This window comes from Nonomuraea sp. NPDC003727 (assembly GCF_053586935.1).
The window spans coordinates 1-20,234 of record NZ_JBSFNE010000003.1; the positions used below are offsets into that span (position 1 = coordinate 1).

19 protein-coding genes and 1 tRNA gene are annotated in these 20,234 nt (G+C 69.9%); 8 read left to right on the forward strand and 12 right to left on the reverse strand.

The features are described 5' to 3' along the window. The first annotated feature begins 470 nt into the window (after nucleotides 1-470). Nucleotides 471-869 (forward strand): hypothetical protein, encoded by a 399-nt coding sequence (locus ACWDLG_RS08815; protein WP_449917592.1) that lies wholly within the window; start codon nucleotides 471-473, stop codon nucleotides 867-869. Nucleotides 870-916: 47 nt separating this feature from the next. Then, nucleotides 917-1,141 (forward strand): hypothetical protein, encoded by a 225-nt coding sequence (locus ACWDLG_RS08820; RefSeq protein ID WP_354905965.1) that lies wholly within the window; start codon nucleotides 917-919, stop codon nucleotides 1,139-1,141. On the opposite strand, the gene ACWDLG_RS08825 is transcribed toward ACWDLG_RS08820, so the two are convergent. From ACWDLG_RS08825 to ACWDLG_RS08840, 4 genes are all read right to left on the reverse strand, one after another. After that, on the reverse strand, nucleotides 1,138-1,806 hold the full coding sequence (locus ACWDLG_RS08825) for a response regulator (protein ID WP_449917596.1): 669 nt from the start codon (nucleotides 1,804-1,806) through the stop codon (nucleotides 1,138-1,140). The two genes, ACWDLG_RS08820 and ACWDLG_RS08825, sit on opposite strands and share 4 nt — an antisense overlap. Continuing rightward, the gene (locus ACWDLG_RS08830) at nucleotides 1,803-4,265 is read right to left on the reverse strand and encodes a DUF4118 domain-containing protein (protein WP_449917599.1); all 2,463 of its coding nucleotides are present in this window, start codon (nucleotides 4,263-4,265) and stop codon (nucleotides 1,803-1,805) included. The genes ACWDLG_RS08825 and ACWDLG_RS08830 overlap by 4 nt, the downstream gene beginning before the upstream one ends. A gap of 9 nt (nucleotides 4,266-4,274) precedes the next feature. After that, nucleotides 4,275-5,018, reverse strand: a complete 744-nt coding sequence (locus ACWDLG_RS08835) for a globin domain-containing protein (RefSeq protein WP_449917600.1) — start codon at nucleotides 5,016-5,018, stop codon at nucleotides 4,275-4,277. A 263-nt stretch (nucleotides 5,019-5,281) separates the two neighbouring features. Beyond that, nucleotides 5,282-5,860 carry a DUF1707 SHOCT-like domain-containing protein gene (locus ACWDLG_RS08840; protein WP_449917601.1) on the reverse strand — a complete coding sequence of 193 codons (579 nt, stop codon included), beginning with the start codon at nucleotides 5,858-5,860 and terminating at the stop codon, nucleotides 5,282-5,284. Nucleotides 5,861-6,044: 184 nt separating this feature from the next. Here ACWDLG_RS08840 and ACWDLG_RS08845 point away from each other — a divergent pair, with 184 nt between their 5' ends. Further along, complete coding sequence (locus ACWDLG_RS08845) at nucleotides 6,045-6,440, forward strand: hypothetical protein (protein WP_449917602.1); 396 nt, start codon at nucleotides 6,045-6,047, stop codon at nucleotides 6,438-6,440. A gap of 68 nt (nucleotides 6,441-6,508) precedes the next feature. Here ACWDLG_RS08845 and ACWDLG_RS08850 read toward each other — a convergent pair. The 5 genes from ACWDLG_RS08850 to ACWDLG_RS08870 all read right to left on the reverse strand — a co-directional run bounded on the left by ACWDLG_RS08850 (nucleotide 6,509) and on the right by ACWDLG_RS08870 (nucleotide 12,233). Then, nucleotides 6,509-6,582 (reverse strand) — tRNA-Met (locus ACWDLG_RS08850). Nucleotides 6,583-6,627: 45 nt separating this feature from the next. Next, nucleotides 6,628-9,537 (reverse strand): UPF0182 family membrane protein, encoded by a 2,910-nt coding sequence (locus ACWDLG_RS08855; RefSeq protein WP_449917605.1) that lies wholly within the window; start codon nucleotides 9,535-9,537, stop codon nucleotides 6,628-6,630. Nucleotides 9,538-9,680: 143 nt separating this feature from the next. After that, nucleotides 9,681-10,727, reverse strand: a complete 1,047-nt coding sequence (locus tag ACWDLG_RS08860; RefSeq protein WP_449917607.1) for a YlbL family protein — start codon at nucleotides 10,725-10,727, stop codon at nucleotides 9,681-9,683. A gap of 10 nt (nucleotides 10,728-10,737) precedes the next feature. Further along, the gene (locus ACWDLG_RS08865) at nucleotides 10,738-11,163 is read right to left on the reverse strand and encodes a molybdenum cofactor biosynthesis protein MoaE (RefSeq protein WP_354905988.1); all 426 of its coding nucleotides are present in this window, start codon (nucleotides 11,161-11,163) and stop codon (nucleotides 10,738-10,740) included. Further along, on the reverse strand, nucleotides 11,160-12,233 hold the full coding sequence (locus ACWDLG_RS08870; RefSeq protein WP_449918632.1) for an NAD-dependent epimerase/dehydratase family protein: 1,074 nt from the start codon (nucleotides 12,231-12,233) through the stop codon (nucleotides 11,160-11,162). Before ACWDLG_RS08870 ends, ACWDLG_RS08865 begins: the two co-directional genes overlap by 4 nt. Nucleotides 12,234-12,363: 130 nt before the next feature. On the opposite strand from ACWDLG_RS08870, the gene ACWDLG_RS08875 reads away from it, so the two are divergent. From ACWDLG_RS08875 to ACWDLG_RS08885, 3 genes are read left to right on the forward strand one after another with little or no spacing between them, the layout of a single operon-like run. Beyond that, nucleotides 12,364-13,560 carry a zinc-dependent metalloprotease gene (locus tag ACWDLG_RS08875; RefSeq protein WP_449918635.1) on the forward strand — a complete coding sequence of 399 codons (1,197 nt, stop codon included), beginning with the start codon at nucleotides 12,364-12,366 and terminating at the stop codon, nucleotides 13,558-13,560. Next, nucleotides 13,557-14,117, forward strand: a complete 561-nt coding sequence (locus ACWDLG_RS08880; protein ID WP_449917610.1) for an NUDIX hydrolase — start codon at nucleotides 13,557-13,559, stop codon at nucleotides 14,115-14,117. The genes ACWDLG_RS08875 and ACWDLG_RS08880 overlap by 4 nt, the downstream gene beginning before the upstream one ends. 29 nt (nucleotides 14,118-14,146) lie before the next feature. Next, nucleotides 14,147-15,115, forward strand: a complete 969-nt coding sequence (locus tag ACWDLG_RS08885) for an endonuclease/exonuclease/phosphatase family protein (RefSeq protein WP_449918636.1) — start codon at nucleotides 14,147-14,149, stop codon at nucleotides 15,113-15,115. Here ACWDLG_RS08885 and ACWDLG_RS08890 read toward each other — a convergent pair. From ACWDLG_RS08890 to ACWDLG_RS08900, 3 genes are all read right to left on the reverse strand, one after another. Then, nucleotides 15,102-15,677, reverse strand: a complete 576-nt coding sequence (locus ACWDLG_RS08890; protein WP_449917612.1) for a DUF2064 domain-containing protein — start codon at nucleotides 15,675-15,677, stop codon at nucleotides 15,102-15,104. The genes ACWDLG_RS08885 and ACWDLG_RS08890 overlap by 14 nt on opposite strands. After that, entirely contained in the window at nucleotides 15,674-16,189 is a 516-nt protein-coding gene (locus ACWDLG_RS08895) for a M48 metallopeptidase family protein (RefSeq protein ID WP_449917615.1), read from the reverse strand. The genes ACWDLG_RS08890 and ACWDLG_RS08895 overlap by 4 nt, the downstream gene beginning before the upstream one ends. 69 nt (nucleotides 16,190-16,258) lie before the next feature. Beyond that, a complete protein-coding gene (locus ACWDLG_RS08900; protein WP_449917618.1) occupies nucleotides 16,259-17,041 on the reverse strand; it encodes an enoyl-CoA hydratase/isomerase family protein in 783 nt (260 codons plus the stop codon). A gap of 103 nt (nucleotides 17,042-17,144) precedes the next feature. Here ACWDLG_RS08900 and ACWDLG_RS08905 point away from each other — a divergent pair, with 103 nt between their 5' ends. After that, nucleotides 17,145-18,605 carry a ThiF family adenylyltransferase gene (locus ACWDLG_RS08905; RefSeq protein WP_449917620.1) on the forward strand — a complete coding sequence of 487 codons (1,461 nt, stop codon included), beginning with the start codon at nucleotides 17,145-17,147 and terminating at the stop codon, nucleotides 18,603-18,605. A gap of 83 nt (nucleotides 18,606-18,688) precedes the next feature. After that, complete coding sequence (locus tag ACWDLG_RS08910) at nucleotides 18,689-20,008, forward strand: ABC1 kinase family protein (RefSeq protein WP_449917622.1); 1,320 nt, start codon at nucleotides 18,689-18,691, stop codon at nucleotides 20,006-20,008. The last annotated feature ends 226 nt before the right edge of the window (nucleotides 20,009-20,234 follow it).

A 20,234-nucleotide genomic window follows, 5' to 3' on the forward strand; every position in this document is an offset into this window, starting at 1 on the left:
TGTTGCATGATATTTTCATGCACTGGCTTTTAACACACTGTTGAGTTCTCAAGAAACGGACGCGTTCACCGTCAACCACCCGGCCGCACTCGCTTCGTTCGTTGTGTCTCCATTCTTTCAGCCCCCGCGATCCGAGTCAAATTGACTCTTTTCGCGAAACCTGCCGAGAATTTCGACCGCCCCTTTCAGGGCAACCCCTTGAACCTACCAGCCGATCCGGACAGATGCGAACCAACCGGGCAGGTGATCAAGGTGTTGGGGTGTTCGCGCCGCACTCCAGCGGAGCGGGGCGACAGCTCAAACTCTAGCAGGACTCCGGAGGCACTTCACGCCACTCAGGCAACCTTGCGGTCATTCCCACCCCACCGACTCGCCAAACCTCCGCGCCTCGCAACCAGATGGCAAGCCATCCGCAACCGCCTCCCGGTACGAAGTACGCACGAGCTTCTGCGCCCGTGGAGGTGCCCACCATGACCCGCTCGGAGTTTGACGACATCCGCGCCGCGATCGCCGACGAGAGCAATCGCGCCAGCGACCTGCTCAGGATCGCCGGCACGCTGCTCGACGACCTCGAGCACGTTCGCATGCGCGAAGCCGCCCTGCGCACGTACTACCTGCGCCTGCTGACCGCGGCCCGCGCCACGGTCGCCGCGGAGTCCGCCGGTGCGCCCGAGCCGCTGGTCTTCCTCAAGCACGAGCTCGACGCGCACGGCCAGCTGCCGGCCGATGACGAGACGGTCCTGCGCATCCTGTCCGACGCGCGCACCGCCGCCGCGCTGCTCGCCGCCCTCGACCAACCCGTCGGGGCCAAGCGGACGGGGCTGCGACTGCGCCGCTGCGTCGGCAGCGGCCGTTCACTCCGCCGGTGAAACACGACACTCCGCATCAGTCGCCGCAGAGTGAGTATTCTGGTGCTATGAGTGATCAGCCGTACGAAATTTCCCACGACATGGGCGATGACGTGCAGGAATCCTCGATTGCCATGTACAAGGACAGCTACCCGCTGCGTCACCACATCGACGAGATCGACGACGAGTGCGCACGAGGGATCTTCCGGTGGATGAACGAGGAGGACAACCGCGTCACCGACGCCCATCCCGATCCTCTGGAGGAGCCGAGATCCTTCAACGAGGATCTCTAGGGTTGGAAGCGGTATCCCATCCCCGGCTCGGTCAGGAGGTGCACCGGGCGAGCAGGGTCGCGCTCGAGTTTCCGCCTGAGCTGGGCCATGTACTGGCGCAGGTAGTGCGTCTCCTTGAGGTAGGCGCTCCCCCACACCTCCGTCAGCACCTGCCGCTGGGTGACGAGCTTGCCGGGATGGCGTAGCAGCAGCTCGAGGAAGTGCCATTCGGTGGGCGTCAGCCGTATCCCACCGGAGATCGTCTTGGTCGCCAGGTCGACCTCGTGGTCGCCGATCCGCACAGACGGCGACTCGCCGGCGGACGCCTGCGTCCGCCGGGCGACCGCGCGGATGCGGGCGAGGAGCTCGTCGATGCTGAACGGCTTGGTCACGTAGTCGTCGGCGCCCGCGTCGAGGGCGTCGACCTTGTCATCGCTGCCCGCCCGGCCCGACAGGACGATGATGGGCACGCTCGTCCATCCGCGCAGCCCGTGGATGACCTCCACCCCGTCGAGGTCCGGCAGCCCGAGATCGAGGACGACCAGGTCGGGATGCCAGTCGGCGGCCTGGCGCAGCGCCGACGTGCCGTCCTCCGCCACCGCGACCTCGTACTGCCTGGCCGCCAGGTTGATCCGCAGGGCGCGCAGCAGTTGCGGCTCGTCGTCGACCACCAGCACGCGGATCATGCGACCGCTTTCAGAGAGACGATCATGGTGAGTCCTCCTCCTGGTGTCTCCTCCGGCACCAGCGTGCCGCCCATGGCTTCGGTCAGCCCGCGCGAGAGGGCGAGCCCGAGCCCGACCCCCGTGTGGTTGTCGCGGTCGCCCAGCCGCTGGAACGGCAGGAACACCCGCTCCTGCGCCTCGGGAGGGATGCCGGGGCCGCGGTCGATGATCCTGATCTCGACGGTGGACTCGTAGGAACTGGCCGTCACCAGCACGGGACTGTATCTGACGCCGTTGCCCATCAGGTTGACCAGTACCCGCTCGAGCAGCACGGGATCGGCCATGATGTCGGGCAGGTCGGCGGGCAGGTCGACGCGCACCCGGTCGCCCACGTCTGCCGTGGCATGGGAGACGACCTCCTCCACGGCCACGTGCTGCAGCGCGACCCCGAGCACGCCTGCCTGCAGGCGGCTCATGTCGAGGAGGTTCTCCACCAGCCGGTGCAGCTTCACCAGCGACTCGTCGGCCGTGGCCAGCAGCTCCCGCCGGTCTTCCTGGCTCCAGTCGACCTCGGCGCTGCGCAGGCTCTCCACGGCCGCCTTCGCCGACGCGAGGGGTGTGCGCAGGTCGTGGCTGACCGCCGCGAGCAGGGCGGTGCGCATCCTGTCGGCCTCGGCCAGGGGGCGCGCCGCCTCCGCCTCCTTCCGCAGCCGCTCGTGGCGCAGCGCCACCGCGGCCTCCGCGGCGAACGCCTCCAGCACGCGCCGGTCAGCGGCGTCCAGCAGCCTTCCCCGTACGGCGAGCACCAGGTCCTCGTCGATCACGACGTCCGTGTCGCCCGTTCCCGGCGCGGTGCACGGCGGGCCGCCCGCCATCGACACGATCCGCCAGCCGTCCCCCGTCCGCTCCAGCAGCGTGACCGAGGTCAGCCCGTAGATCTCGCGCAGCCGTTCGAGCAGCGGCTCGCCCCGCAGGACCTGCCCCGCCAGCGTGGAGAGCACCTCGGCCGCGGCGCCGGACCCGGCCGCCTCCCTGGTACGGCGGGCCGCCAGGTCGACCACCGTGCTGACCATCGCCGCCACGAGCACGAAGATGACCAGCGCGAGCAGGTTCTCCGGCGCGTGGATCGTCAACGTGTGCAGGGGCGGCGTGAAGAACCAGTTGAGCAGGCCGAACCCGACGACCGCCGCGGTCAGCGCGGGCCACGTCCCGCCGACCAGCGCGACGCCCACGACCATGAGGAAGAACAGCAGGATGTGGGTGGTCAGCGTCAGGCCGCCGTCGAAGGGCAGCAGCACCGCCGTGAGCAGCGGCATGCCCAGCAGCGCCATGGCCCAGCCCGCCAGCCGGCGCCTGCGGGTGAGCGCGGCGCGCCCGGTCGACTCCCTGCCGGCGCCGTGTGCCGCCTCGTGCATGACCAGGTGCACGTCGATCGAGCCCGACCGGGCCGTGGTCGTCAGGCCCACGCCGAGGGAGAGCAGTCGCGCCAGCCTGCCCCTGCGGGAGGCGCCGAGGACGAGCTGGGTGGCGTTGACGCCGCCGGCGAAGTCGAGCAGCGCGCGCGGGACGTCGTCGCCGACCACCTGGTGGTAGCTGCCGCCGAGGCTTTCGACCAGCGCCCGCTGTTTGGCGAGGCCGGCCGGGTCGGCGCTGCCGACCAGGCCGTCGCCCCTGGTCACGTGGACGGCCATCAGGTCGGCGCCCTTGGTGCGCGCCGCGATGCGGGCGGCCCGCCTGATGAGGGTCTCGCCTTCGGCGCCGCCGGTCAGCGCCACGACCACGCGTTCGCGGGCCTCCCAGGTGCCGGAGATGCCGTGGTCGGCGCGGTAGCGGTCGAGCTGCTCGTCGACCTTGCCCGCCACCCACAGCAGGGCCAGCTCGCGCAGCGCGGTCAGGTTGCCGACGCGGAAGTAGTTGGCGAGGGCGGCGTCGACGTCCTCGGGCGCGTAGACGTTGCCGTGGGCCATCCGCCTTCTGAGGGCCTCGGGTGACATGTCGACCAGCTCGATCTGGTCGGCTCGCCGTACGACCTCGTCGGGCACGGTCTCGCGCTGCGGCACGCCGGTGATCTGCCGCACGACGTCGTTGAGCGACTCCAGGTGCTGGATGTTCACGGTCGAGATGACGTCGATGCCCGCGTCGAGGACCTCGTCGATGTCCTGCCAGCGCTTGGCGTTGCGGGAGCCGGGCACGTTGGTGTGGGCCAGCTCGTCGATCAGCGCGACCTTCGGCTTGCGGGCGATGACGGCGTCGACGTCGAGCTCGGTGAAGTCGGCGCCACGGTGGCGCAGGTGCTTGCGGGGGAGGATGTCGAGACCGTCGAGCAGTTCGGCGGTGCGTGTGCGGCCGTGGGTCTCGACGAGACCCACCGCCACGTCCTTACCTCGGGCGGCGGCCCTGCGGCCCTCGCCGAGCATCGCGTAGGTCTTGCCCACACCGGGGGCCGCGCCCAGATAGATCCGCAGCCTCCCCCTGCCCATGGCTCCAGACTAGGGCTTGTAGGGTGGCCTGCTCCCCCAGTCCCACCTGGGCACGGGCTCCTCGCGGGGCGCCTGTGCGCGCGGACCGGAGAAGTAGAGCGCCAGGCGCGTGCCCCACTCGACGTAGCCGGCGAACGCCGCCCTGAACTCCGCGTCGCGCGGCAGGCCCACCTCGTCGGCCGCGTCCATGAGCAGGTTCACCCAGCGGCGGCGCTGCTGTTCGGTGATGCCCTTGCCGAGGTGCTTGGAGACCATGTGCGTGTGGCCGCCGCGCTCGCGCGTGTAGGCGTCGGGGCCGCCGAAGACCTCGCCCAGCCACATCGCCACGTACTTCGGGTGCCCGGGGTCCATGGCCGCGAACAACGGCCCGACCAGCTCGTCCTTCTCCACCTTCGCGTAGAAGGTCGCGGTGAGCCGTTCGAGCGCCTCCGCGCCGCCCGCCCATTCGTACAGGGTGGGATGGGTCTTGGTGATGACCTGCTCGTAGTGCCGCATCTCCTCGATGTTCGACACATATGGCTTGATCTCCGCGAAGAATGCCGCGAAGTGGTCGCTCTTTCTGAAACCCTCCAGGTGTCCCTCCGCGGAGGTCCACTCGATGCGCAGGATGTAGCACTCCGGCTCGTCGACGCAGCGGGAGAGCTCGTAGTCCAGGCACTGCGGCGACTCGCCGAGAGGGACGACGGCCCGCCGGTAGGCGGCCTCGAAGCCGTCCGCGTCGGGAACACGATAGCGAATGTACTCTACGATCACGTAATTATGTAATCACCATGCGAGCTTCTCCACAAGCATGGAATATCTTGACTTATCCGGTCACACTCGGTCTGTGGATCCGCTCCTTTCCTGGCTCATCAGCGCGCTCCTCCAGTTCGTGATCGTCTATTTCGCCGTACGGCTGGCGTTGAAGCACGACCGCGACAGCCGCAGCAGCCCGTGACGTAGATCGGCCGGACGCCTCGACGCGGCCGACAGGACCACCAGCCGCCGACCTGCGCACGACGCAGGAGGTTTCGCCTTTATGCCCGCGACGTGACGTTCGTCCCCGGTGGCCTGCGGTAGCGGATCCAGACGTCCCCGCTGTCGAGGTGGCCCGTCATCCGCAGCACCACCCCGTCCTGCGCGGGCGGCTCGGGCGGCTTGTTGTGGACGTGCCCTGAGCGGGTCGTCACCTCGTCGGTGCGCACCCACCAGCCCCTCGGCACGACGATCCAGATGTCGCCGAACAGCGAGTCGCACCGGACGTCCATGGACACCTCGCGGTGCGGGCACGTCGCGCGCATGAAGTTGATCCGCACCGTGCCCCACCCGCACGCGACCTCGATGCGCGGCGGCACCACCCAGTGGCCGACCTGCTTGACGCTCCTGGCCCACCCCGTGGACAGTCGCAGCACCTCGGGGACCTCGAACCGGTCGGGGTCGGGCAGGTCGGCGACGATGCCGTCAAGCTCGCCGCAGGTCTGGGCGGCGTAGGCGCGGTCGAGACGGTCGTTGAGCTCCTCGGTGCCGATGCGCCCGTCGCCGACCGCGAACCGAAGGATCCGCGCCACCCGATCCCTGTCGCTGTCGCCGGCGCGGAGCCTCGCCCGATCCGTCATGCCTTCACAGTAGTGATCGACGTCACTCCGGGCCAGAGCCGATGATCGGCCGCGCTCGACGCCGCCCCAATGAGGGCACCCGATGCCGTGAACAGGCTGCAAGCTGCACGAAAGGAGCCTAAAAGGCGAAACGGCTAGAAAGGTGCATGAATCACTACAAAACTCATGTGATCGGAGCCATTTGGTGATCAACTTCAAGCGAGCTCTTGCCGTCAGCGCTATCGCCGCCTCAGCCCTGGCCGTTCCTGTGACGCTGGCGGGCAGCCCCGCCGGCGCCACCACGACCAAGGCAGGCGTCCAGTCCGTCACAACGGATGCCACGTCCCACCCGTGCACGCGTAGACACAGTGACGAAGGCCGACCCTGCGGCAAGCACGAGACCGTCAAGCCGCCAGCCAACCCCGCCCTGCCCGAATGCGCCAGCCCGGAGAACCAGACGCACAACAGCGACCCCTGCAACCCCGGCCCCATCGGCAACACCGATCCAGGCGGCACGAACGATCAGCTGCCCGAATGCGCCCGCCCCGAGAACCAGACCCACAACAACGACCCGTGCAACCCCGGCCCCATCGGCAACTGAAACCGGCGGACCGTCTCCGGGCATGGAAAAGGCCCCCAGGGATGATCTCCCTGAGGGCCTTTCACTAGTAGCGGGGGCAGGATTTGAACCTGCGACCTCTGGGTTATGAGCCCAGCGAGCTACCGAACTGCTCCACCCCGCGTCGGCGTGTGTCTAAAGACTATCGGCGACGCGGGACTCGTGCAAATCAAGAACTCGGCGTGGGCGAGGGCGTCGGGGAGCCGGTCGGCGAGGGCGTCGGGCTCGTGGTGGGCGTGGGAGTGGGCGACGGCTGGACGGTGACGTTGCGGCCGAGGGCGTTGAGCGCGTCCTGCAGGCGCTTCTGCGCCTCGCCGTACTTCACCCAGTCGGGCGGCGAGCTGGCCAGCGCCTTGTTGGCGTCGTCGTAGGCCTTCTGGGCGTCGGAGATCAGCTTGGCGGTCGCCGAGGCGTCGGCAGGCTGCCCCGTCTGCTGCTGCTCCTGGCCGGTCTGCTGCTGGGCCGCCTTGCCGCTGAAGACCTGCTCGAGGGCATCCTTCAGGGTGTTGCCCGAGCCGACCGTGCTGCCGTAGGCCACCAGGACCCGCTTCAGGATCGGGAACGGCTCCTGGCCGGCGGCGGCCGCCGTCTGGACGTAGACGGGCTCGATGTAGACCAGCCCGTCGGCGAAGGGCAGCGTGAGCAGGTTGCCGTAGCGGACCGTCGCGTTGCCCAGGCCGAGCAGGTTGAGCTCGCCGGAGAACTTGTTCTGGAAGTTGTTCTGCGCCTGTCCGGGGCCCGGGATCGAGGTGTTGGACGGCATGCGCAGGATGCGCAGCTTGCCGTACTCGGGACCGGCGGTCGCGTCGACCGCCATGAAGGCCGCCAGGTTGGGACCCTGGCGCGGGACGAAGGTCGTCGTCAGCGAGAACGACGGCGACTGCTTCGGCATCGTGGTGGTCAGGTAGTACGGCGGCTGCTTGACGTCCCTGTCGCCCTGCGAGGGGTCGAAGGGGACGTTCCAGAAGTCCTGGCCGCTGTAGAAGGCGTTGGCGTCCTCGATGTGGTACTGCGACAGGATGTCGCGCTGCACCTTGAACAGATCCTCGGGGTAGCGGATGTGGTCCTTGAGGCTCTGGCTCATCTTGGCGGCCGGCTGGATGACGCCGGGGAACGCCTTGCTCCACGTCTGCAGGATCGGGTCCTTGGGGTCCCAGGCGTAGAGGGTGACCGTGCCGTCGTAGGCGTCGACGGTGGCCTTGACCGAGTTGCGGATGTAGTTGATCTGGTCGCGGGGCTGCGGGGCGACCACACCGCGCAGGGTCGTGGTGTCCTCGGTCATCGACGCCAGCGACTTGCTCTGTGAGTACGGGTAGTCGTTGGACAGCGTGTAGGCGTCGACGATCCACGTGATGCGCCCGTCGACGATCGCCGGGTAGGGGTTGCCGTCCAGCGTCAGGAACGGCGCCACCTTGGCGACGCGGTCACGCGGGTTGCGCTCGTAGAGGATCTTGGAGTTGTCGTTGATGTCGCTCGACAGCAGGATGTTCTTCTCGCCGTACTTGGCCGCGTAGACCAGGCGGTTGAAGAACGAGCCGACCGGCACGCCGCCCTGGCCCGTGTAGGTGGTGTTGGCCTGGCCGGTGCCGCCGCTCTCGGGGAAGTCGAGCTCCTGGCCCTGGCCCGCCTCGCCCTTGGGGCCGCCCGCGATGACGTACTCGGTGTCCATCTGCTCACCGAAGTAGACGCGCGGCTCCTTGAGGGTCTCGCCGAGCGAGCCGATGACCGGCATGTCCTTGGCGTCGAAGTTGGGCAGGCCCTCGGAGTCGACCTCGTTGCCAGGGGCGGCGACGAAGCCGTAGCCGTGGGTGTAGACGAGATGCTTGTTGATCCAGTTGTTCTGCTGGGCGGGCGGGCCCGTCAGCTCGCGCACCGCGACGACGTGGTCGCGGGGCACGGGGCCGACGCCCTTGTAGCGGTCGACGTCGAGCTGGGTGGGGAAGTCGTAGAAGCCGCGGATGCGCTGCTTCTGCTGGTAGGTCTTGGCGACCAGGTTGGGGTCGAGCAGCCGGACGCCCGACACGGAGACGTCGCCGTCGGCGGTCACCTTGCTGGGGTCGGACTGCGCGGAGTAGGGGATGACCTCGCTGCCCGCCACGCCGTAGGCGTCGCGGGTGGCCGCGATGTTCCGGCCGATGTAGGTCGCCTCACGCTGCTGCTGGTTGGGCTTGACCTGGAACTGCTCGACCAGCGCCGGGTAGACGCCGCCGATCAGGATGGCCGACAGGACCAGCAGGCCGAAGGAGACGCCGGGCAGCATGCCGCCGGGCCGTACGACGCCGGCGAAGAACAGCGCGGCGCAGATCAGCGCGATGATCGCGAGGATCGTCTTGGCCGGCAGGACGGCGCTGACGTCGGTGTAGGAGGCGCCGTTGACGAAACCCCGGTCGGAGAAGACCAGGCCGTAGCGGTCGACCCAGTAGGCGACCGCCTTCAGCAGCACGAAGACGCCCAGCAGCACCGACAGGTGCACGCGGGCGGCGCGGGAGGCGTGGACGCCGGGCGACTGCAGCCGGAACCCGCCGTACAGGTAGTGCGTGATCGCCGCCATGATGATCGCGATGATCACCGCGGTGAACAGGAAGTTCAGCACCATCCTGATGAACGGGTAGTCGAAGGTGAAGAAGGAGATGTCCAGGTTGAACAGCGCGTCCGTCTTGCCGAACCGGGTGCCGTTGGCGTACTGGAGCCATGTCTTCCACTGCCCGGCGAACGACGAGCCCGCGAACAGCGCGAGCACGGCCATGCCGATGATGAAGATCAGCTTGCGGTGGGGGTCGAGCGCCAGCCGGTAGCGGTCAGCGCCGCTGCCCCCGCCGAACATGGCGGGACCGAACATCGGACGCATCCTGAAGGCCAGCAGCATGTTGCCGCCGACGATGCCTGCCATCAGCAGCGCGCCCACCACGAACAGCCCGATCTCGGTCAGCAGCACACCCGAGAACACGGAGGTGGCCTTGACGGAGTCGAACCAGAGGTAGTCGGTGTAGATGCCCGAGAACAGGAAGAAGAACGCCACGATCGCCACCAACGCGATCGCGACGGGAAGAAGCAGTCGCGGTCGGCGGGGCAAACGCATCCCCCGACCGGGTCCTGGGGTCCGGAATGCCAAGGCCAACCCCTCGTCGTGATGAACAAACGGTCCGTGATTGGCAACCTACACCGGCTCGGGAGAGCTGACGAAGGATGCCGTACGGCTAACGCTCGAGGACCCGGGAAAGTTCACCCCGCGGAGCAGGAAGGCACCTCGCCCTTGCCCGACCTGATCGCGTCGAGCGCCTGCATCGCGCCGTGGAGCGTCTCCGCCTTCACCAGCCGCAGCCCGTCGGGGGCCGCCTTGACGGCCTCGGCGCAGTTGTCGGCCGGGGTGAGGAAGACCGTCGCGCCGGAGTTCTTGGCGCCGACCATCTTCTGCGCGATGCCGCCGATGCCGCCGACCTTGCCGTCGGGGGTGATGGTGCCGGTGCCGGCGATCGACTTGCCGCCGGTCAGCTCGCCAGGGGTGAGCTTGTCGATGATGCCGAGGGCGAACATCATGCCGGCGCTCGGCCCGCCGACGTCGCCGACGCTGATGCTCACCTTGAACGGGAACTTGTACTTGGCCTGCATGACGATGCCGACCATCGCGGTGCCCTGCTTACCGGCGACGGAGGTGACGGTGACGTCCTGCGGCTTGCCGTCCCTGATGACGCCGAAGACGATCTCGTCGCCCGGCTTGTGCGCCTTGACGGCCGCGGCGACCTGGTCGACCGCGGTGACCGGCTTGCCGTCGACGGTGCGGATCTCGTCGGACGGCTTGAGCCTGCCCGCCGCCGGCGCGGTCTTCTCCACCGACAGGACGGTGGGCACCATGGAATAGTCGATCTTCAACTCGGTCAGGGCCGCGGCGGTCGCGTTGTCCTGCGAGTTGGTCATCTCCGCGGTGTTCTCCTGCTCGACCTCCTCGGCCGTCTGCTCGCGCGGGAAGATCGACTCCTCGGGAACGACGGCGGCGGTGGGGTCGACCCAGCCGCGCAGCGCGGTCAGCAGGTCGGGTCTGGCCTGGGGACCACCCTGGTAGGAGACCGTGACGAGGCTCAGCGTGCCGCTCGTCGGGTAGGTCTGCCGGTCGCTGATCGTGATGACCGGCTTGTCGTCGACGGAGCCGATCGTGTTCTCGGTGGGCCCCGGGCTCAGCACGACGTACGGCACCGTCACCCAGGCGCCGGAGATGCCGAGTGCGAGCACCAGGAAACCGGCCACCAGCAGGGTGAGTGCGCGTCGTGACATGGCCATGAGCTTATTCGCAGGCGCCGACCCACTCGGCCGACCCGTCGGCGAACACCTGGTGTTTCCAGATGGGCACCTCGGCCTTCAGGTCGTCGATCAGCCTGCGGGACGCCGCGAACGCCTCCGCCCGGTGCGGGCACGCCACCGCGACGATCACCGCGATGTCGCCCAGCTCCAGGTCGCCGACCCGGTGGACGGCCGCGAGCGCCGTCACGGGGAAGTCGGCGGCCACCTTCTCGGCCACGCGCCTCAGCTCGTCGACCGCGCCGGGGTGGGCGGAGTACGACAGCCGCGTCACCGCCTTGCCGTGGTCCTGCTCGCGGACGGTGCCGACGAACAGCGCGGTGCCGCCGGCGGCGTGGGAGCCCACGGCGGTGAACACCTCCTCGACCGACAGCGGGGTGTCGCGAATGTCCAGCAACCGAATCACGCTCAGAGCCTACGCTTCTTTCGCACCTGCCTGACGATGGCCGCGGTGCCGATCACCGCGACGGTGGCGCCGGCCGCGGTGAGCGTGGCCTCCTTGACCGGCAGTCGCCTGCCGACCACGGTGGTCCTGTTCTCGCGCAGCTCCAGCAACTGCTCCAGCGCGGCCTCGTTGGTCCACGCGGGCTTCCAGCCCGCCTGGCGCAGGCTCGCGCAGTCGACCACCCAGGGGTAGACGACGTAGTGGAGGTCCGTCGCGGGGGCCGGGGTGATGCCGAGGCGGTGCAGGCGCTGCGCCGTACCGAAGGTGATGCCGGCGGGCAGCTCGAAGCCGCGGATGCCGGACAGCTCCTCGACCTTCTCGTGCTCCAGCCAGCCCTCGGAGCCGACGGCGACCACGCCGGTGACCAGGCCCCTGGCGGCCAGTTCCAGGGCCGAGACCAGGTCGTCGACGTGGCAGAACTGCCAGCGCGGCGAGCAGCCCTTGACCTTGAGCAGCCGGGGCGACTCGAAGTGCCTGGTGATGACGGTGTCGATGCCGGGCCCGACGATCGCGGCGGGGCGCAGCACGGTCACTTCGAGCCCCGGATGGCTGCGCGAGGCCCTGCGCACCAGCGCCTCGATCTCGAGGTGGTCGCCGACCACGCCGGTGTCGGGCTCGGCGGCGACCGCGGCGTCTTCGGCCAGCGGCACCTCGTTGTCGGGCGCCGCGCCGTAGACCATGGCGCTGGTGACCAGCACCACACGGCGCACGCGCGCGGCCGCGCTGGCGGTCAGCACCGTCTGGGCGGCGCGCAGGTTGTAGGCGCGCCGCTCGGCGGGATCGGAGTCGAGCCCGTAGTCACCGGCCAGATGAACCAGCACGTCGATGTCGGAGATCCGGTTCGCCAAGAGCGGATCTCGCACGTCGATCACCCGCCAGGTGACGTCCTGGACGTCGCCGCGCTCCTCGTCGATGGCCACCACCCTGCGGAAATCCGCGTTGGTGGCGAGCTTCGCGACGAGCTCGCGGCCGATGCCTGAGGACGCGCCGGTGACGGCGACGACTGGTTGGCGCGGGCGTTTCGAGGTAGGCACCAGGTCCTCACTTTGCACTGATCCGCCGCAGGACGACTAACGTGGCGGTTGTGGACTCCTCCATCCTGCACGAGGTAACGCGGTGACTGACCTGCCAGGTCGCGAAAACGACCCCAACGACAACCCGTTCGCCATGTTCGGCAACCCTGAGCAGATGGCTCAGGCGATGCGCCAGTTCGCCGACATGCTCTCGGCGCCGCAGGGCTCGGGCCCTGTCAACTGGGACATGGCCAAGAACATCGCCCGCCACGCGGTGGTCGCGGACGGCGATCCGAGCGTGATGGAGGGTGAACGCCGCCAGATCGTCGACGCTCTCCAGCTCGCCGACCTGTGGCTGAACGAGGCCACCGCGCTGCCCAGCGGGGTGTCCAACCCGCAGGCGTGGAGCCGTTCGGAGTGGATCGAGAACACGATCCCCGTCTGGCGCAAGCTGTGCGAGCCGATCGCCGAGCGCATGGTCGAGACCATGGGCGGCACGATCGGCGGCGCCGACCTGCCGCCGGAGGCCCAGCAGATGGCCGCCCAGCTCGGCCCGCTCATGGGCATGATGAAGCAGATGGGCGGCATGATGGTCGGCCAGCAGATCGGCCAGGCCATCGGCTCGCTGGCGCGCGAGGTGATCGGCACGACCGACATCGGCCTGCCGCTGTCCGACACCGCCGCGCTGCTGCCCGGCGGCATCGCCGCCTTCAGCAGCGGCCTGGAGCTGCCCTCCGACGAGATCAGGCTCTACCTGGCGCTGCGCGAGGCCGCCCACCACCGGCTGTTCCAGCACGTGCCGTGGCTGCGCGCGCACCTGCTCGGGGCGGTCGAGGAGTACGCCCGAGGCATCACGCTCGACACCTCCGCCCTGGAGGAGCAGATCCGCGGCCTCGACATCAGCAACCCGCAGGCCCTCCAGGAGGCGCTGAGCGGCGGCGCGCTGCTCAAGCCCGAGGAGACCGAGCGGCAGAAGGCCGCCGTGGCGCGGCTGGAGACCATGCTGGCGCTGGTCGAGGGCTGGGTCGCGACCGTGGTCGACGCCGCCGCCGAGGGCAAGCTGCCGTCCGCGGGCGCGCTGGCCGAGACGGTACGGCGGCGCCGCGCGACGGGCGGGCCCGCCGAGACGACGTTCGGCACGCTCGTCGGCCTGGAGCTGCGGCCCAGGCGGCTGCGCGAGGCCGCGGCGCTGTGGCAGGCGGTGGTCGCCGACCGGGGGATCGACGGGCGCGACGCGATCTGGGCGCACCCCGACCTCATGCCGACGGCCGACGACCTCGACGCTCCCGACACCTTCGTGAAGGGCGAGGCGGCCTGGGACATCTCCAAGCTCGAGGACGGCGACGCTTGACCCTCCACCGCGACGCGGTAGCCGTACTCACGGGCTGGAAGGCCCCCACGGAAGCCGAGGAGGAGCTCAGGCTCGAGTTCCTCGAACACCTGCGGCGGCATCCCGACGCCATGACCCGCGGCTGCGCGCCCGGGCACCTGACGGGCACCACCGCCGTGCTGTCGCACGACGGCGCCCACGTGCTGCTCACGCTGCACCCGAAGGCGGGCATGTGGCTGCCGATGGGCGGCCACTGCGAGTCCTACGACGGCTCGCTGGCCGGGGTCGCGCTGCGCGAGGCCACGGAGGAGTCGGGGATCGCGGGCCTCCGGTTGCTGCCCGGGCCGCTCGCGCTCGACCGGCACAAGGTGTGGTGCCACCCGCCGCACAGCTGGCACCTCGACGTGGAGTACGCGGCCGTCGCCCCCGAGGGAGCCGAGGCGGTGATGAGCGACGAGTCGCTCGACCTGCGATGGTTCCCCGTGGACGACATCCCCGAGCTGTCCGACGAGGCCACGAGGCTGCTGGCCAGGCGGGGCCGCGACGTTCTCACGGCGACTTCACGCCCCCTCGGTTAGAGTCCCCTCACACAGGGGGTTATGTGGACATGGTCGGCGGCTCGATCGTGACGCCCGCGCGTCGCGCCTTCCCGTTCAGGACACTCGCGTGGATCGCGGTCATCCCCTTCCTCCTGTGGGCGGCTGCCCGGGTCGGCGGGCTCGAACAAGGCTCGATCACCACGCAGCTCATGACGGCCACGCCGTACGCGGCCGCGGGTTCCGTGGTCCCGCTCCTGCTCGCGCTGGCCTCCCGCAACCGCGCGGCCTGCGCGGTCGCCCTGGTCACGACGGCCGCCCTGGGCCTCAGCGTGCTGCCAAGGGCTCTCGGTACGGCGGACGCCACCGCGGGCAGGCCGCTCAGGGTGCTCACCCTGAACCTGCTGTTCGGCGAGGCGGAGGCGGCACCGGTGGTCGAGCTGGTGCGGCGGCTGAACCCCGACGTCCTGTCCACGCAGGAGCTCACGCCCGACGCGGTCGAGCGGCTCGACGCGGCGGGGTTGAAGGACGTGATGCCGTACCGGGTGCTGGAGGCCGAGTACGGCCCGGGCGGCAGCGGCCTCTACGCGAAGTACCCGCTGACGCAGGTGTGGGACCAGGCTCCGCCGATCGGCAACAACATGCCGCTGGCCGTGCTGGCCTTGCCCGGCGGCAAGCCCGTCCAGCTGATGGCCGTGCATCCCGTTCCGCCGCTCGGCCCGCAGGTCCGGGATTGGAACGCTGCACTGCGGGCACTGCCCGCCGCCTCGGGCGACGTGGTGCGGGTGCTGGCGGGCGACTTCAACGCCAGTCTCGACCACGCGGCGATGCGCGAGCTGCTCGGGCGGGGCTACAAGGACGCGGCCGACGAGGTCGGCCGGGGTCTGGTGCCGACGTGGCCGGCCAACAAGCGGATCCCGCCGGTCATCACGATCGACCACGTGCTCGTCGACTCGCGGGCGGGCGTGCGTGAGGTCAGCGTGCACACCATGCCGGGCACCGATCACCGGGCGGTCTTCGCCGGTCTCACCGTGCCGTGAGTGCCCTGGTGTTGTCCCAGCCCTCCAGGCCGGGGTCGAGGCGGTCGAGGTCCGCTCTGGTGCGCAGGCGGTGCCAGCCGGGGGTGGTGGCGACCATGCGGCGGCCGGGGGCCTGGGCGCGCAGCTGCTTCACCGGGTCGTCGGCGTCGAGGTCGGGGTCGGCCCAGCCGGGGAAGGGAAGAGTGGCCGCGACGGCGACGGCGCCGCCCTGCTCGGCGGGGCAGACGGTCAGCGCGGCCCGGCCGAGTTCGCGGAACAGCTTTCCGATGAGCAGGGGCGGGAGATCGGGGGCGTCTCCACTCACAATCGCCGCTTGATCAGCATTTATCGCCTTGAAGATGTCCTTCAGCGGCGTGTCCTCATTTATCTGGATAATGTCCGTGCCGGGCCACAAAAGATGATCCAAAGCGGGAACGCTCGTGACGAGGACCGGTGTGACGAGTTCGAGGCCCGCGACGATCTCGTAGGTGTCCTCGACTATGGCTTCCAGGAACTCGCGAGGATCGCCGGGCGCGGCATTCGCCATGCTTTGCCGTACCAGAACGGCGACGACTCGGGTCAACACTCCTCCGGTGTGGTGCTGGCGGCGGCGGAGAAACCTTCGAGGAAACCGCGCGCCCGCTCAGCCTTGGGATACTGTTCGACCAGCGCCCAGAAATCGGGCCCGTGGCTCGGCACCAGCAGGTGCACGAGTTCGTGGATGATGACGTAGTTGATGACCCACTCGGGCAACCCCCTGAGCCGGGTCGAGATCCTGATCGTGCCGCTGTCGGGGGTGCACGAGCCCCACCTGTGCTGCTGGTTGTCGACCCAGCGGACGCTCACCGGCTGCGCCTTGCCGTCGAGGTACCTCGCCGACAGCTCGACGGCCTTCTCGAGCAGTCCCTCGTCCGTCGGACGTCGCCGTTGCTCCTTGGCCGCCAGCCGATCGAGCATCCGGCTCACCCATTCGTCCGCGTCGTCGCCGCTCAGCCACGCGGGCAGGAGCACGATCGTCTTGTCGCCGTCGCGGTACGCGGAGACCGTACGCCGGCGACGAGAACTTCGACGGACCTCGACTCTCTCGGGGGACACATATGCACGTTAGCCGACTATGACGAAATTCCACAGGGGGTGAGCCGCTGTTTTCGCTGGTCAGCATGATTAAGAGCCGGTGAATTTGGGCACCCGCCTTTCCCGATGCGCGGCGAGGCCTTCAAGCATGTCGTTCGAGGTCATCGTGACCGGCTGGGCCAGCGCCTCCCATTTGAGCGCTTCATCGAGGTCATTGTGTGCGGTCTTGAGGGCGATTTTGGTCAGCCGCGTCGCGATCGGAGCGTTCGCCGCGACGCTTCTCGCGATCTCGAGAGTTTCCCGGAGAAGATCCGCCTTCGGGAACGCGCGGTTGATGAGCCCTTCGCGCGCGGCCTCCGCGCCGCTGATGGTCCTGCCGGTCAGCAGGAGTTCCCGCGCGAGGTTGAGCCCACCTCTGCTCGGCAGCAGATAGGTGGCGGCCATGCCGGGGTGCAGGCCGAGCGTGGTGAACGGGGCCAGGAGCTTGGCGTCGTCGGCGGCGTAGACGAGATCGCACGCCAGCGCCACGCACAGGCCCGCGCCGACGGCTGGGCCGTTGACCGCGGCGATCGTGGGGATCTCCAGCTGGGCGATCGACAGCCAGGTGCGGTAGAAGGCGAGCATCCGGTCGCGGAGCGCGGGAACCGTCTCGTCGCCCCGCTCGGCCAGCCATGACAGGTCGCCGCCCGAGGAGAAGGCGCTGCCCTCGCCGGTGACCACCACGCAGCGGGCGTCCCTGTCGGCGGCGAGCGCGGCGACCGTCTCGGCCCACGCGGCGGTCATGCCGTCGGTCATGGAGTTGCGGCGGTCAGGGCGGTTGAGGGTGAGCAGGACGACGCCGTCGTCGTGCCGGTCGATCAAGAGCTCGTTCATTGGGAGAGAGTATCCACAGCCGTCCGCGGGCCCGGCGCCGGTTATCCACAGGCGGCGGGAAACCCCTCCACGATCATGCTCCCCGGTGGGAATCTTGCGCGCCATGAGGCCACGTGTGAAACCCGTCCTGCGCCGGATCCTCCGCGACGAGCGCACCCTCCAGTTCGGCGTGCATCCGCGCAGCGCCGTCCTGGTGAGCGATCTCGCGCCGTCGGTGAAGCGGTGGCTCGACCGGCTCGACGGGACGAGGGAGATCGAACAGGTGCTGCGGGAGGCGGCCACGGCGGGGCTGTCGCAGGAGGGCGCCCGGTCGCTGCTCGACACGCTCACGGCCAGAGGGGTGCTCGACGACGCGGCCGTGCGGCCGTCGCCGCTGGCGCGGCTCACGCTCGCCGAGCGCGACCGGCTGCGGCCCGACCTCGACGCGCTGGACGTGGCCGCCACGACGCCCGGCGGCGCGCTGGCGACGATGCGGCGGCGGCGTGAGGCGCGCGTGCGGGTCTACGGCGCGGGGCGGGTGGGGGCGCAGATCGTCGCGCTGCTGGCGGCCTCGGGGGTGGGGCAACTGCGGGTGATCGACCCGGAGCCGGCCCGGCCGGAGGATCTGGTGCCGGGCGGGCTCGGCTGGACGGAGCTGGGGATGCCGCGGGAGGCGGGCGCGGTCGCGGTGGCCAGGCGGATCACCGCCGGGCGTGCCTGTGTCCCCGTGCCTGCGGTGGCTCCCGTCGACTGCGGCTGCGCTTCGGGAGTGATCGCTTCGGATGCCGGAGCGATGGCTTCGGATGTGGGGGCGCGCGGCACGGAGGGGCGCGGCACGGAGGGGCGCGGCACGGGAGCGCCGGGGGCCTCTTCCGGACGCGGCCCGAGGGCGGGTGAGTCGGGGAGGCGCGGCCCGGAATCCCCGGTGCAGGCGGGGGCACGTCGGACCGCAGTGTGCGCGTGTGGGCAGGGGTTGTCGGCCGGTGCGAGGGCGCATGAGGCGGAGTCCTCGGCCGGTGCGAGGGCGCGTGGGGCGGAGTCGTCGGCGGGTGTGGGGGTGTGCGAGGTGGAGTCCTCGGTGGATGCCCGCGCGGGCGGGCCGCACCTGTCCGACGGCTCGCAGCGGCCGGATCTCGTCGTGCTGGCGCCCGTCGGGCCACTCGACGCGGTGCTGGTGTCCGAACTGGTCGCCATGAGGATCCCGCACCTGCTCGCGGCCGCCTTCGAGGGTCACGGCTCCGTCGGTCCTTTGGTACTGCCGGGCGAGACCTCGTGCCTGCACTGCCTGGACCTCGCGCGGCGCGACCGTGACCCTGCGTGGCCGATCGTCACCGCCCGGCTCGGCGGATTCCCCGCCGGTGAGATCGCCTGCGGTTCCGCACTGTCCTCGCTGGTCGCCGCAGCGGCGACCGGCCATGCGCTTGCTCACATCGACGGCCGGAGCAGCGCTGTGACAAACGGCACAATGGATGTTTTGCCTGATTGGCGGTGGAAGCGCCGATCCTGGACAGTGCATCCACAATGTCGTTGCTGGCGAAACGACCTAGGTGCGCTAACAATGGTCGAGCCGGGCTCTTGCCATTGACGGGCCACACGCAAGGCCTGGCGCCCCATCAGGCCGGGACCACGAAGGGGGGAAGCGCCGTCCCAACAGGGACGTCGCGCGTCATGGTGAGTGATCTTCCGCGCCGCGCCGTAGCGCGCTCCGCCAAGCTGGCGACCCTTCCGCTCGGGTTCGCCGGCCGTACCGTCATGGGCCTCGGCAAGCGGATCGGCGGACGGCCCGCCGAGCTGGTCGCCCAGGAGATCCAGCAGCGCACCGCCGAGCAGATCTTCAAGGTGCTGGGGGAGCTCAAGGGCGGGGCGATGAAGCTCGGCCAGGCGCTGTCCATCTTCGAGGCGGCGCTGCCGCCCGAGATCGTCGGCCCCTACCGCGCGACCCTCACCAAGCTGCAGGACTCCGCTCCCCCGCTGCCCGCCGCCACTGTCCACCAGGTGCTGACCGAGCAGCTGGGCGACGACTGGCGCGACCACTTCCGGTCCTTCGACGACCGGCCGACCGCCGCCGCCTCGATCGGGCAGGTCCACAAGGCGGTCTGGCACGACGGCAGGACGGTCGCCGTCAAGATCCAGTATCCCGGCGCGGGCAAGGCGCTGCTCGGCGACTTCGCCCAGATGGCCCGCCTCGGCAAGCTGTTCGGGGCGCTGCTGCCCGGGCTCGACATCAAGGCCGTCCTGGCCGAGCTGCGCGAGCGCATCGCCGAGGAGCTCGACTACCTGCGCGAGGCCGAGGCGCAGCACGCCTTCGCGCAGGCGTTCGCCGACGACTCCGACTTCTACGTGCCCGACGTCGTGGCGGCCAACGAGCAGGTGCTGGTCACCGAGTGGATGGACGGCACGCCGCTGTCACGCATCATCGCCGACGGCACCAAGGAGGAGCGCGACAAGGCGGGACTGCTGTTCGTGCGGTTCCTGTTCTGCTCCCCCGCCCGCGTCGCCATGCTCCACGCCGACCCGCACCCCGGCAACTTCCGCATGCTGCCGGACGGCAGGCTCGGCGTCCTCGACTTCGGCGCGGTCAACCGGATGCCCGACGGCTACCCCACGGTGTTCGGGCAGCTGACCCGCATCTTCAACCAGGGCGACATGGACGCGGTGGTCACCGGGCTGCGTGACGAGGGCTTCATCCAGGAGCACATCGAGATCGACGTCGAGGCGCTGCGCGGCTTCCTGGCCCCCTACGTGGAGCCGACAGCGGTCGAGGAGTTCACGTTCAGCAGGGAGTGGCTGCAGGCGCAGGCGGCCAGCGCCACCGACCTGCGCCCGACGAACGTGATCAGGCAGCTCAACCTGCCGGTCTCGTACGTGTTGATCCACCGGGTGCACGCGGCGGGGGTGGGGGTGCTGTGCCAGCTCGGCACGACGGCCCGCTTTCGAGACGAGGTCATCAGGTGGGTCCCTGGCTTCGCCGACGAGGCCGTCAGCTGACACCTGCCCGCCGTACTGGCCTGCCGGGCTTCACCGCACCCGTACTTGGGTCTCCCGACTCACCCCTGCCCGCGCGGGGGGCGACCCGCACCAGGGTTCACCCGCACCAGGACCGTCAGCTCCTCCCACCCCTCGCCGGCCCCATCCAACAGGGATCACTCCCTCACCGGCGGCCCCGCTCCTCCGGCCGTCAACACCCCACCCGCCGGGCATCGGCCGCTCGCCA